This is a genomic window from Mucilaginibacter pocheonensis (assembly GCF_031456535.1).
GTDB lineage: Bacteria > Bacteroidota > Bacteroidia > Sphingobacteriales > Sphingobacteriaceae > Mucilaginibacter > Mucilaginibacter pocheonensis.
On record NZ_JAVDUU010000004.1, the window covers coordinates 665,136 to 679,045 of the forward strand.

At 40.3% G+C, this 13,910-nt stretch carries 12 protein-coding genes; 4 read left to right on the forward strand and 8 right to left on the reverse strand.

The window, feature by feature from the left end; translation table 11 throughout:
• Positions 1-87 precede the first annotated feature (87 nt).
• Positions 88-1,533, forward strand: a complete 1,446-nt coding sequence (locus J2W55_RS20975; RefSeq protein WP_310100493.1) for a DUF5723 family protein — start codon at positions 88-90, stop codon at positions 1,531-1,533.
• A 30-nt stretch (positions 1,534-1,563) separates the two neighbouring features.
• On the opposite strand, the gene tsaB is transcribed toward J2W55_RS20975, so the two are convergent.
• Genes tsaB through rpmH form a run of 4 tightly spaced genes read right to left on the reverse strand, consistent with a single transcriptional unit; the run spans position 1,564 to position 3,142 of the window.
• Positions 1,564-2,256, reverse strand: coding sequence for a tRNA (adenosine(37)-N6)-threonylcarbamoyltransferase complex dimerization subunit type 1 TsaB (tsaB, locus tag J2W55_RS20980; protein WP_310100496.1), 693 nt, complete (start codon positions 2,254-2,256; stop codon positions 1,564-1,566).
• A gap of 4 nt (positions 2,257-2,260) precedes the next feature.
• On the reverse strand, positions 2,261-2,503 hold the full coding sequence (yidD, locus tag J2W55_RS20985) for a membrane protein insertion efficiency factor YidD (RefSeq protein WP_310100499.1): 243 nt from the start codon (positions 2,501-2,503) through the stop codon (positions 2,261-2,263).
• A gap of 1 nt (position 2,504) precedes the next feature.
• Complete coding sequence (rnpA, locus tag J2W55_RS20990) at positions 2,505-2,954, reverse strand: ribonuclease P protein component (RefSeq protein ID WP_310100500.1); 450 nt, start codon at positions 2,952-2,954, stop codon at positions 2,505-2,507.
• Positions 2,955-2,983: 29 nt separating this feature from the next.
• Positions 2,984-3,142: a 50S ribosomal protein L34 gene (rpmH, locus tag J2W55_RS20995; protein WP_110583460.1), complete on the reverse strand. Its 159-nt coding sequence runs from the start codon at positions 3,140-3,142 to the stop codon at positions 2,984-2,986.
• A gap of 134 nt (positions 3,143-3,276) precedes the next feature.
• On the opposite strand from rpmH, the gene J2W55_RS21000 reads away from it, so the two are divergent.
• Complete coding sequence (locus J2W55_RS21000; RefSeq protein WP_310100505.1) at positions 3,277-4,134, forward strand: ChaN family lipoprotein; 858 nt, start codon at positions 3,277-3,279, stop codon at positions 4,132-4,134.
• A 167-nt stretch (positions 4,135-4,301) separates the two neighbouring features.
• Here the strand turns inward: J2W55_RS21000 and mscL are convergent, their stop codons facing one another.
• Positions 4,302-4,712 (reverse strand): large-conductance mechanosensitive channel protein MscL, encoded by a 411-nt coding sequence (gene mscL, locus J2W55_RS21005; protein WP_310100508.1) that lies wholly within the window; start codon positions 4,710-4,712, stop codon positions 4,302-4,304.
• Positions 4,713-4,892: 180 nt separating this feature from the next.
• On the opposite strand from mscL, the gene rpoN reads away from it, so the two are divergent.
• Positions 4,893-6,368: an RNA polymerase factor sigma-54 gene (rpoN, locus tag J2W55_RS21010; RefSeq protein WP_310100511.1), complete on the forward strand. Its 1,476-nt coding sequence runs from the start codon at positions 4,893-4,895 to the stop codon at positions 6,366-6,368.
• A gap of 201 nt (positions 6,369-6,569) precedes the next feature.
• On the opposite strand, the gene J2W55_RS21015 is transcribed toward rpoN, so the two are convergent.
• The 3 genes from J2W55_RS21015 to J2W55_RS21025 all read right to left on the reverse strand — a co-directional run bounded on the left by J2W55_RS21015 (position 6,570) and on the right by J2W55_RS21025 (position 11,657).
• The gene (locus tag J2W55_RS21015) at positions 6,570-7,580 is read right to left on the reverse strand and encodes a PorP/SprF family type IX secretion system membrane protein (RefSeq protein ID WP_310100514.1); all 1,011 of its coding nucleotides are present in this window, start codon (positions 7,578-7,580) and stop codon (positions 6,570-6,572) included.
• Positions 7,581-7,583: 3 nt separating this feature from the next.
• Entirely contained in the window at positions 7,584-11,006 is a 3,423-nt protein-coding gene (locus tag J2W55_RS21020) for a gliding motility-associated C-terminal domain-containing protein (RefSeq protein ID WP_310100516.1), read from the reverse strand.
• A gap of 201 nt (positions 11,007-11,207) precedes the next feature.
• The gene (locus tag J2W55_RS21025; protein ID WP_310100518.1) at positions 11,208-11,657 is read right to left on the reverse strand and encodes a response regulator; all 450 of its coding nucleotides are present in this window, start codon (positions 11,655-11,657) and stop codon (positions 11,208-11,210) included.
• Between the two features lie 117 nt (positions 11,658-11,774).
• Between J2W55_RS21025 and J2W55_RS21030 the strand changes: the two genes are divergently transcribed.
• Complete coding sequence (locus tag J2W55_RS21030) at positions 11,775-13,910, forward strand: sensor histidine kinase (RefSeq protein ID WP_310100523.1); 2,136 nt, start codon at positions 11,775-11,777, stop codon at positions 13,908-13,910.

The following is a 13,910-nucleotide window of genomic DNA, read 5'->3' on the forward strand; positions in this document are numbered from 1 at the left end:
AAATAAGCCGCGGGGTTGGAAACCTTTATTAAAAAATCAAAGTTTAATAGTTGAAATAATACAAAACTTAGTACTGACAAATATTGTATGAATAAATTTTTAACCGCCCTTTGCTTAATTTTCTTCTCTTTATCAGTTTCTGCACAGCAATTTTCACAATATAATACAGGTACCCTTTTTGATTCCTTTGAAAACCCATCCCAAAGATCATTTATACCCGACTCAAGCAGGCAATATGCATTCAACTTTTTGATACCTAACTTTGATGTAAATACTTATTTAACAGGCGATATGCAGCAGGGCGTTAAAACCAGGCTATTTTCAAGTAAGGCTTTTTACAATACCGATCAGCTAAAAATAGGAAAGAACAAATACAATCATTTTAACGCAAACCTTAACGCATACTCCATTATGTTTAAGGCATTTACAAGTTTGAACGGCAATGTAGAGATCGGTTTTTCGGCACAAACCAGGGTTGAGAGCCGCGGTCTTTTTACTGATGAGTCCCTCGCCTTATTAAACGGGGCTTCAGATTTCCCTAAGAATACGTACAGTGATATATTTAATAACAACTACAGATACCAGGCTTATAATCAAATAGGGTTTTCGTACCGCGAACGCATTAATGATAAATTTGCAGTCGGCTTTAAATTAAGCGGCTTGCTTGGTATACAATATCAGCAAATTGATATTGTAGGGTCAAATATTACCTTTGACCGAACGGACCCGACTGCGCCCACAGCTGTATTAGCCTTACGGGGACGCTATTATGACAGCTATATACCGGGCCGAACCACGGCTCATGATTATTTGCCGACGTTCCGCAATCCCGGTGCAGCCATTAGCTTGGGTGCATCATACAAAACAGACGATCATATAACCGTACAGGCAAATGTTAAAGATCTTGGATTTATACACTGGAGCAAGCGCTCAACCATATATGATTTTAATAACAGCGAACGTATAAATGACCTGTCATCCATACACCGGGAGGATACCATTTATAACAGAACGCTTAAAATATTAAAAAACAACGGCACTGTACAATCATTCACTACCCCTATAAATGGCCGTGCCGAAATAAGTGCTACCAAAAGCTACTGGTTTGGCGACGATTCGAGGTTTAAGTACACCCCCACGCTTATAGCTTCAAAAGAATTGTTTTTTGCTGGCTTTACCGGGGGACTGGTTAATCATTTCCAGTATAAAAATCTGGTTGCCACCGTTACAGCAAGCTATGACGATATGAAGTTTTTTAACCTGGGTACGCAGTTCATGATCAAATCGCCAAATGTAGAATTCTTTATAGGTACAGACAGGTTAACAAACACCGGAAGAATGGCATTGGCTGCTTTGCAGGATGATGGCCAGATAAATCATGTTGGAAATTATACCGGGGGAGATTTGTATTTGGGATTCTCCTTAAAATTTGGCCATGTAATTGAGCACCCTATGAATGCAAGCACCATCCCCATGGGCGAAAAGGGTTTTTTTGGTCGTCTGTTTGGTCGCCTGTTTAAGACCGACAAATAATGCTTTTGCGTATTTATGCCTGATTCTGATTTACAGCGCTTTTTTTCCGGCTATAAAATCTTTAAGGTAGTAAGGCTCAAAATAGGCTACATCCTCAAATTCGTTCCTATTGAACTTCTCCATCGCCTTTTGAGTAAGGTGGGATGCGGAGTTTTCAAAAGCCGGGTAAAAATGCGCGTTGGGGTTTGAACCTAAAACAGCTTTGCATTTATCAGCCCCATCGCCAAAAAACAACATCTTGTTATCGCTCAGCAATTCACTAAAGCTGTTTTCGTCTATAATATCGGCCGCGGTTGCTCTTAGCTTTTCGCCATTGGCGTTAAACACCGCACAATATACCTCCATGCGCCGGGCGTCAATCATCGGGCATAAAAGGGTACCCTCATCAATTTTAACGTTTGCAGCGTTTATAAAACCCGTAGCCATAGCTTCAAGTGTTTCAACGGCTATAAGTGGTTTATTAAGAGCAAAGCATAAACCCTTAGCGGTTGATACTCCTATACGTAAACCGGTATATGAGCCCGGGCCACAACTCACGGCAATAGCGTCAAGGTCATTATAAGTTAGGTTGGCTTTGGTTATAAGCTCTTCAATAAATAAAGTAATTACTTCCGCGTGTATGTTGCGTTCATTTACCTGTTTAAAAGCCAAAGTGTTGCCATCAATGGCTATTGCTACTGAGCAGGAGGTGGTTGCGGTTTCAATTTGTAAAATAACACTCATAGTTTCAAGGTACCGGGTCATGACCATGACCGCCCCAGGGATGGCAGCGGGCAATACGTTTCAAAGTTAACCATCCGCCTTTAAAGGCTCCATGCTTTTTTATGGCTTCAACGCCATATTGCGAACATGTTGGCGTATACCGGCATGAAGCGCCTGTGAGCGGGGAGATAAAATATTGATATATTTTTATCAGCAATATAAAAATGCCTCCAATAACGGCCTTAAATATCCTGATCACTGCATTCATATCACTTGGCCGGGATGTTGTTTTTTGCTGCCAGTTGTTCTGCAAGCTGCTCAAGCAACTTGAGCATCTTTTTTTCAATAACGCTATAGGGAGCAATTTCTTTGCCTATATACCCAACCGATAGTAAAATTGTTTTATCGGCAGCATGTAACAAATTATACAAATTTTGCTGCTTGTGCAGCCTGTATGATTCACGCATGCACCTTTTTATCAGATTACGGTCCACAGCGTGTTTGTACCGCTTTTTGGAAACCGAAAATAAAATTTGTGCAGGATATGGTTGTGGTTCGGTATTATATAACCACGAGGCTTTAAAGGGATAACACAAAAAAGAAGAGCCGTTATGAAAAAGCTTATCAATAAGCCTTTTATTACATAACCGTTCTTCTTTTTTAAAAGTATACATAGTTGCCATTTTTGAACCGGGAGTTAAAGCATATAAACGGTCCATGTCCCTGTGAAAGGACCAAGCAACCTGGTTTATGCTTTATGACGACCCTCGTCAGAAACTGTTAATCTTTTTCTGCCTTTTGCTCTTCTGGCTGCTAATATTCTTCTACCGTTAGCAGTTGACATGCGTTCACGGAATCCGTGTTTATTTCTTCTTTTTCTTTGAGAAGGCTGAAACGTTCTTTTCATGGCTATTTTATTCTATTCGTCGTTTTTAAAAACAAGAGCGCAAATGTAGTAATATTTTAATACATTTCAAATACTATTTTTGTTATTTGGACATCAATGTTTCTTAAGTAAATTACGCGTTTTAAAACTACAATATGAAATTATTAGTTATCCTGCTTTTAACATGCTTATCATCAGTTGCTTTAGGGCAGGATACACTGACCACTCATTATAAAATATACCGTACCAGCACACAAAAACCGGTAACAATTACTGATATTGTTGATAACGCCGCCAAAACGGATGTGCTATTTTTTGGCGAAGAACACAATGACTCAACGGCCCATAACCTTGAGTATGCTATATTTAAGGATTTAGCCAATAAATATCCGCACCAAACTGCACTCTCTATGGAGATGTTTCAAACGGACTGCCAGCTGGTGTTAAATGAATACCTGGGTGATCTTATCCGCGAAAAAAATCTGATAACCGAAGCCCGCGCCTGGCCCAACTATAATGACTACCGGCCATTGGTTGAATTTGCTAAACAGAATCATTTACCCGTAATAGCTGCAAATGCCCCATCGCGTTATACCAGCATGGTAACCCATGGCGGCCTTGCCAGTTTGCAGCAATTAAGTGCACAAGCCAAAACATACCTGCCTCCCCTGCCCATTGACACCGCCACCGGAGCTTATTACGATAAGTTTGTAAAAACGATGGGCGGCCATGAAGCTATGGCTGGTATGCAAATGTACCAATCGCAAAACTTGTGGGATGCTACCATGGCCTGGTCTATTGCGCAATTTCTTAAAAGTCACCCGGGATTTAAAATATTGCAGCTAAACGGCGGTTTCCACAGCGAAGAAAAACTTGGCGCCGTTGCCCAGCTTAAAAAATATGCGCCTAATGCGCGTATATTAACCATAGCGGCTTACACTGATGACAACCCAGATAACCCCGATTGGACAAAATTTACAGGCCTGGCCGATTATATCATGTTAACCCATTGATTGGGCTTGGGGATTGTTGGACTTCGGGACCATTGGATGGTAGGACCATAGTATATTGAAACTTAAGATAGCGAATTAATAAATGGTATTTTATGTTAATTCGTTATGTTGTCCAAAACATCCTATTGTCCTATAGTCTCACAGTCCAATGATCCCACAATCTTTAATTAAGCTTTCTTAGCTAACAGATCACGTATCTCGGTAAGTAATATTTCTTCTTTAGTTGGTACAGGTTCTTCTGCCGGGGCTGGTTCTTCGGGTTTTCTGAGCGAGTTAATCGCTTTTACTACCATAAAAATACAAAAGGCAACAATCAGGAATTCTATTACAGTATTGATAAAATTACCATAGTTGATTGCCACTTCAGCCACTTTGTTGGCAGGGTCGGCAGGCTTTATCAAAACTTTAAGATTTTTAAAATCAATACCCCCGGTTACATATCCAATGGGCGGCATAATAACATCATTAACCAATGAAGTAACTATTTTACCAAAAGCTGCACCAATAATTACACCCACTGCAAGGTCAACAACGTTGCCGCGCATGGCGAACTCCTTAAATTCCTTAATAATTGCCATAATGATAGTTTTTAGATGATTAGATAACGAATTAAACAGTCTTTAGTTTATCTAAACTACTGATAAATTTTAAAGCTGTCCAAACAAATTATTTTTTCTGGTATTTAATAACCATTGTTCAAACCTACAAGATATTTTAAAGTTAATGGTAATTGATGTATTTTTGAACACATCGTAATTATGCTTAAACAGAACCTTCAACAAAAACTTTTACAAAAGCTTTCACCGCAGCAAATACAATTTATAAAATTGCTGCAGGTGCCTACAGTTTCGCTTGATACCCGTATTAAAGAAGAACTGGAAGAAAACCCCGCACTTGAGGATCTGAGTCTGACTAATTTAAATGAACCTGAAGAACAATATCCTGACCGCGACCCTGACGAGGATACCTATAATGGTGATGAAGAAAAGGGCGAGATGGATGAGTTTAATATTGAAGATTACCTGCAGGAAGACAATATAAATGATTATGGATCGCGCTATGACCAAAACGGCGACGATGAAGACGAACGTAAAGAAATACCCATTGCTGTGCAAAGCTCGTTTTTTGAAAGCCTGCAAATGCAACTTGACCTGTTACCATTGAGTGATAAGGATTTCAGGATAGGGAAGCAAATAATTGGCAGCCTGGATGATGATGGTTATTTGCGCCGCCCTATCATGTCATTAACCGATGACCTTGCATTTTCGCAAAATGTAATGGCCGAAGATGAAGAGGTGGAGGATATGCTGAAGGTGATACAAGGCTTTGACCCGGCGGGCGTTGGCGCACGCAGCTTGCAGGAATGCCTGCTGATACAGCTTCGTAAAAAAGACCCGAATGACCCTATTATAGCTAAAGCCATTATTGTTGTTGAACAATATCTGGATGAGTTTACCCGCAAGCATTATGACAAACTTGAAAAATCATTGAACATGGGCTCTGATGAACTGCGTGCTGTGATCAACGAAATTTTAAAGTTAAACCCAAAGCCCGGCGACTCAAACGAGCTGAACACCAAACAGATGCAGGTGATTCCTGATTTTCACATCACCAATAATGACGGCACACTCATACTTACTCTTAACTCCAAGAACGCGCCCGAGCTTAGGGTAAGCCGCTCTTATCAGGAAATGTTTCAGCATTATGACAAGGCAGCACAAAAGGATAAAAAACTAAAAGAGGCGGTACAGTTTGTAAAACAAAAGCTCGACTCGGCCAAATGGTTTATTGATGCCATTAAACAGCGGCAGCAAACGTTGTTGAAAACCATGAACGCTATTATGCAGTACCAGTATGAGTTTTTTTTAACCGGCGATGATAAGAACCTTAAACCAATGATACTTAAGGACATAGCCGACAGAATAAACATGGATATTTCAACGGTATCGCGGGTGGCCAATTCAAAGTATGTACAAACCGAGTTTGGCACCTTTCTGCTTAAATCATTCTTCTCCGAAGCGATACAAACCGAAAGCGGCGAAGAAGTATCAAACAAGGAGGTTAAAAAAATACTGGAAGAACATATTGGAAAAGAAGATAAGCGCCATCCCCTGGCTGATGAAAAATTGACCGATATATTAAAAGATGCCGGTTATAACATAGCCCGCCGCACCGTTGCCAAATACCGCGAACAAATGAACATTCCGGTAGCAAGGCTGAGAAGGGAGCTTTAATTTTTAAGCGGTGAGTTGGAAAATAGAGATTTTGAATGGTGAGTTGTGAACAGTAAGTTTTTTAAATTTATCTTGATCCGGATCAAAAGAACTTTATGATTTTTTACTAAATTGTTTGTCAATTTTTCCAACCACTCACCACTCACCACTCACCACTCACCACTCACCACTCACCACTCACCACTCACCACTCACCACTCACTAAAATGAGTGCTGTCCGCTGCTTACTTTATAGCGGTTGTTTAGTAAAATACCTATAACTATCTCATGCGTGCCGTTACTTACGGTATTAAGTGCCGACGTTGTAAAGTCATAAGAGTAACCCACATTTACAAACGAGCTCAGATTGAAACCAGCCATAGCGGCAAAAGAATCATTGTGCCGGTATGAGCCGCCAAACCAAAGCTTATCCTGAAATGCCATTTTCATATTAATATCATAAGTTGTAGGCACCGGCTTTATATATTTAAACAATACCGAAGGTATAAGCGTAAGATCATCAGATAAAAAAAGCTTAAAGCCTCCTGTTAAAAAATAATGAGGCACTGTTTTATTTTGATAAGCGTCTGCTTTACTGGTAATATATAAGTTCTGCGGTAATATTTGCTGCGCCGATATCCCAACAAAATAGTCAGAAGAATAGGCCCATATACCAACACCCAGGTCGGGTTTCCATTGGTTATTATCCAGGCTGTTAAATATCGGGTCTGAAGGATCGGCGGTGGTGATCTGTGATAAGTTAAGTACATTATGACTAAAACCTGCCGATACCCCAACTGACAAGTTTAACTTTTCGGTTAAACCCAAATGATAAGCATAGGTTGCATCAATATTTGTTTGAGTAATTGGCCCTGTTTTATCAGATACTATTGTTAAGCCTATACCATGATGCGGCTCAGAAGCCTGGTATTGCTGTGTATATGATCTGCTCGCCGGGTTTAGTCCCCCACTGGCCGGGAAAGCGGTAGCATCGCCTTGTATAAAATTTTTACCAATTGGTGCATTTACAGATAAATAGGCTGTTACCGGGGCGCCTTCAAGGCCTGTCCACTGGCTGCGGTACCCAAGTTTTACATCTGTATAATTTTCAATACCACTAAGGGCCGGGTTTAAAAGGTAATTGTTAAAAATATACTGGGTATACTGTGGTCGTTGTTGTGCATTAACCAATTGTGAACATACAATAAGACCAATAAAAAGGATTTTCTTCATTAATTATCTAATAATGGTAACACTACCTGAAATAACTTTGCGCCCGTTTTTAGGGTTAATAATATAATAATAGGTGCCGGCCGGAACATTAGCACCTTTATACCTGCCATCCCATGGTACACTATAACCAATGGACGAATATAGCTTTTCTCCGTATCTATTGTACACGTCAATAGTAGTATTTGGATAACTTTCCAAGTATTTAATCTGCCACAGGTCATTATAGCCATCTCCATTTGGCGTAAATGTATTGGGTATGACCAAGTTTTTCAATACAGTAATATTTACATCATCCATTGCCGAGCAATTGGCGCCGGATGTTACTATCAGCTTATACGTTGTATTTTCTGTGGGGTTTGCTATTGGGTTCAAAATATCATCATGATCCAACCCTGCTGATGGTATCCACTTATAAGTAACACCGGGGCCGGCTGTTGCTTTAAGCGTAACCTGCCCTCCTTCAAGCATGGTAAGGTCATCCCCGGCAGATACTGTTGGCGAAGGATAAACCGAAATAAGCTGCTTTACCACAACAGGGCAGCTGTTTTGTGCCGTGTAGGTATAGCTGATTTCAAAAGTACCCGTACCCGCCAGGGCCGGGTTAAACACTCCCGCCGCACTCACCCCGGTGCCCGAATATATCCCCGTACCCGCGGGCCCTTGTATTGATAACGGCGTTAATTGTATTGGATCGCTTTCCGGACAAAGCGCTGGTGCCTGCGCAAATGTTATAACCGGGGTTGCTTTTAAAATAAAGGTGGGAACAAGTTTACTGTCTGTACAACCTTTACCCGAATAAGCTACCACCCTAACATTAATAGCATGCGGACCATCCGTAAACCGGGGATAAGTATAATGAAATATTTGCTCGTCGGCCGGATAATCATAAATTCTCAATGTTGAGGGATCTGTTATATCATAAGTAATTTCAAGCCGGGTAACCCGGCCAAAATCAACTGTTGAATGGTTCTCAAATAATACATCATCGCTGCCGCACAGGTTATCGGGGTTAACTAATCTCACATCAGCTTTTGGGTTACCTCCATTTACAGTTAAAGTATGTGACTGACTAACCGAACACCCATACCTGGATGTTACCATTAATGTTACCTGGTAATTGCCGGCCACAGCATATTTGTGCTTAGGGTCTTTTTCTGTTGATGTGTTGAGGCCGCCGCTCACAGGATCGCCAAAATTCCATTTATAGGTAAAATCAGCTTCGGTATTATCAGCGATAGTACTGTTATTGGTAAACACGGCATCATCACCCGGACAAACATCGGGTAACAAAAAGTCAGCTTGCGGCAAATCATGTATGGTAATTGTTTTGGTGCCCGCATCACTTACACAGCCGTTAACGTTCATCACGGTTAAATTAACAGTATAAAGGCCTGCACTGGCGTATGAATGTGTAAAAGGCGAATTGTCAGTTTTGGTAACTACGGGCGTACCATCGCCAAAATCCCATAGCCATTGTGTAATTGCGCCGTCAACCGGTACAGAATGATCGGTAAATGTAACCGGCTCCCCCGGACAGTTTAATGCCGAAAAGCCAAAATCAGCTTTTGGTTTGTTAGTTATATGCACCTTCATCACGTCAGACTCATTGCTGCAGTCATTTTGATTTACAACAAGCAGCTTCACCGTGTAATCGCCGGGTTGTGCATAGGTGTGCGTGGGATTTTGCACAACAGCCGTTTCCCCATCGCCAAAATCCCATAACCAGGTTCTTATTTCACTTCCGTTGGTAACTGATAAATCGCTAAATGTGGTAGCGTCACCAAAACATGTCTTTTCGGCTTTAAACTTTGCAACAGGCGGATCGGCTATATTAAAATCAAACTGCACATCGTCATATGAACCGCATTCGTCGGCCACCGGATTAAAAACCGTTGCAACTACACTATAGTCACCCGGCGGATACGACCTGCTGTTATTAAATTCATAAATGTATAATGTTTGGTCACCCCTTATTATAGTTGATTTTACCACCGGATTGGCATCATGAAAAGTAGTGCCATCTTTAAAATCCCATTTTATGTCATTTGTTATAAAAGGCAGGGTAAGCTGCAGCTTATAAGTTGTACCGGTACAGCCGTTAGCTTGTGGAGCATCTGCCAACGGATCCTGTAGAGCTATAAATTCATTAAGGTTTTTCAGGTTGGTGCCCGCGGCGTAGCCATATGATTCTGTGGTGCCAAAGCCATAAGCAATGGCGTTAAATCCTTCTGCCGCGTTTATATGATGAACCCCGGCGTCAACTTTAATTTGGGCGTATGAGTAGTCGGGCACATTGGGCACGGTGGTAAAACTTGTATACGGAACGCCATCAAGCGCAAATGTGGATTTAGAACTTGTTTTAATAACCACATTAATATAGTTATCAACAATGTTAAAATTACTGGTTGAATTTAAGGTAACATGATCAAGGGTTTGCTCAAGCGGGTTAAGATATATCATTTCGGGGTCGCCAACATCATTGGATATATCGCCGCAAATAATTGATTTAAATTGCGTTACGGCATACTGCGCTACCTGTATGGGCTTATCAGCCGTAATAATATTTGGCGCCTGTGAGTTAAATTCATAATAAAGGCCTCCGTTAAACTGCCCGTTGGGGATGTTGTTCCCATTTAGTTTTACGGTGGTGTTAGGATCACTTAATATGATCCTGAAAACATCATAGTTGCGGCCTTTGAGGGGTACTGTAATATAATTTTTCCCCCAGGATGATGTTGGGTAAACCTGCTGAAAAAGATTGTCTGACGAAAAGTTTATTGTTTTACATCCAATAGCTATTTTTGAGCTGCCCGAAAAAACAGCCACCTTTTTACAGGATCCATTGGCACTGCTTTTAGTACGTATCCGGGTTCCCGTAAGGTCAAATGCCGATAAGCCTTGATAAACTTCGCCTTTTTTTAAAGTTATAGTAAAGGGCACATTTGCCGCTTTGCCGTCAAGCAGGGTTTGGTGTGGGGTTATTTCAACCATGGTATTATCTTCGGTGCCTATAACCGCAAAAGTGGAGTATGATGGCTTTCCAAGAGGTTCGCCATGGTCGCCGGTACCAACCGAGTTGGATAATTGGGTATAATTAATTGATATATAATCTTTGCCCAATGTGTTTACAGGCAGTAAAAGCGTAGCGCCCGAAACATTCAAGGCAAAAATATGAGCGTAAACGGCCACCGGTTTTTGCGATGTAATGTGTATCCCTTTAAAAAACTGCCCCTGTACACCTAAAAAAGCGCTTGCCGGGATAGGAACCGATAAAATGTCCCTGGCGGTAACATTGTAATTTTGCGAAAAGCTTCCATCAGCTACTTCAACCTTTACCGGGGTGCTGGCATCGGCTGTTATATATAAATACATGAGGCTTCCGCCCAGTTGCCCTCCTGTACCGGCAGCACCATCAATATGGTCCATATAAGCAGTCCAAAATTCAGTACCGAGGTTTGAAAATCCTCCCTGTGCGTATGTACAAAAATGACAACACAATATGACACAGGTTATAATTATAGACCGCAAGGTATGGTACAGCTAAAAAAAGTTTTAATTGGATTTACTTTACGACACTAATATACAATACTATGTGTAAATGTTAGGTTTACAGTTTATATGCAATAATTACCTGAAAGCTTTGGCCAGTGTTTCAAGCTCCATATTCGCAATTTTTAATTTATAGGTGAGTTCCTTATTCTGTTTTCGCAGATCGTAAATTTCAATGGCATTTTGAATATGGATCTTAAGCTCATCGTTTTGCCAGGGCTTTACCAGGTATCTGTATACCTGGCCGCGATTAATGGCATCAATAACGGCATTAATATCTGAAAAACCAGTTAATAGTATCCTGATGGTATCAGGATATGCATGTAAAATTGATTCTAAAAACTCTATGCCGGTGGTAACAGGCATCCGCTGATCACTAATAATGACGCCAATTTCATTACCGTCGAGAATTTTACGGCCCTCGGCAGCTGAGCTTGCTGTATAAATATTAAAATCGCGCCTGAAAGCTGCTTTAAAGCTATTTAGGTTATTTATCTCATCATCAACATACAACACTCCTACAGGCATGGCAAATCGCTTTATATTAAACGGGCAAATTGGTTTCAAAAGTAAATTTATGCAAAGTTTAATTTACTGTGCATTTTTATTATAATTATTGTGCCTGTAAAGGACGACAAATTTACCATGCAAAAAACATTATTAACTGCGTATTTACTATTCTTAAGCGCAATGGCCTGGGCTTATAAACCAGATACACTTGTTATTAATGATAATCAATCCTATTTACTTACAAATAAATATTTTAAGGAGCTGGAAGATCCTAAAGGTAAGTTAACTATAAACGAGGTTCTTGACAACAATAACTTTCACAGCATAGATAAACAGCTGCCTGTTTTAAAATATTCAAAATCAACCACCTGGATAAAATTCATTTTAAAGAACAACAGCAATGAACCATCAATCACCGTAAGTACCGGTGCAAGCATTATTGATGATTTTGACCTTTATTATACCGATAGCACAGGCGCAAATGTCCGCCACCTAAACCCCGATTATATACATAACGGTCTTATTGCACGCAATATCACCTTTATAAATTGTCCTGTTTTACCCGGAGCATCTGCAAAAATCTATCTGCATATTAAAAGTAATGCTTCAACTGTAATGCCTGTAAAAATTTACAGTGCCTTCGCGTTTTTACAAAGCCGCTATATTGAAAATATCATTCTGGGAGTAATTGCGGGGATATTTATTGTAATGGCCCTGTATAATTTTATGCTCTATTTTATTGTAGGCGACCGCAGTTACCTGTACTATGTGGGTTATATTATATTCCTGGGCCTTTCGTTAGTACTTGAGCGTGGTTATGGTGGCAATCTATTTACAAAAGATATCACCATTCTTAATAATTATGTGGTTCCGGTGGTGCGGGTATTGCTCGGATTTTCCATCCTGCTTTTTGTAAGTGAATTTTTGCAGCTTAAACAAAACTTAAACCGCTGGTATAAATATTATTTTTTGCTGTATATATTTTACGCGCTGTTATTGGTAGCTGTTGTATGCGGCATGGTTGTTACAGCTTACAACCTGATCACTATAGGCACATCCATTATTTCGGTCAGTCTTCTTATTGTAGGCACTTACCTGTATGTTAACGGTTTTAAGCCTGCTAAGCTTTTTATGCTGGGCTGGGGCATATTTTCAATAAGCATACTCATTTCCATGGCCTGTACCAAGGGGTTGATTATTTATAATAGCCTAACCGTTAACATTGTGGTTTACAGCTCAGTTTTAGAATTGATTTTATTTTCGGCAGCACTGGCCGAAAAAATCAACTTTTACAGAAAGCAGAAAAATGAGCTGCAAAATTTTGGTCTCATTGTAGCTAAGGAAAACGAGCGCTTGATCATGGAGCAAAATATTTTACTGGAGAACAAGGTAAAAGAGCGCACCAATGAGTTAATCATCACCAATAAGAACCTGTCTATATCTATCGACCATCTCATGGCTACTCAGAAACAATTGATAGATAATGAAAAAATGGCCTCTTTAGGTCAGCTTACCGCCGGGGTGGCTCATGAAATTAATAACCCTATCAATTTTGTAAGTTCAAACATTGCTCCCTTAAGGCTTGATTTTGATGAGCTGCTCACCTTGCTTGGCATGTACGAGGACGTGTTAAACAACCCGGGCCAGCCGCTATTGTTAAATAACCTTAATGATTATAAACAAAAAATAAACCTTGACCTTGTTAAGGATGAAATAACCCTTTTACTTAACGGAATTGAGGACGGAGCCAACCGCACGGCCGATATTGTGAGCAGCCTGCGCACCTTTAGCAGTACTGATGAGCTGGTATTAAAAACCCAGGACATCAATAAGTCGATACTGAACAACCTGCTTATTTTAAGGAGCACCATTCCTTATTATATTGAAATTAAACCCATTTTTGATAAGCTTGAACCATTAAATTGCTATCCGGGTAAAATTAACCAGTTAATTATCAACCTCATCAATAATAGTATATACGCCATTAAGGCAAAAGAGCAACACAGTGATGAAAGCATAATGATCACTACTAAAGATCACCCAAATCATATATCCATAGAAGTTACAGACACGGGCACGGGTATGAGCGACGAAACCCGGCAACGGATATTTGAGCCGTTTTTTACCACAAAAGGTATTGGCGAAGGCACGGGCCTGGGCCTCTCTATTGTATTTGGCATTATTGAAAAACACCGCGGCAGTATTGAAGTCATATCCTCACCGGGCAAGGGTGCAACTTTCATCATTTTGCTCCCTAAAAATTTATCCTGA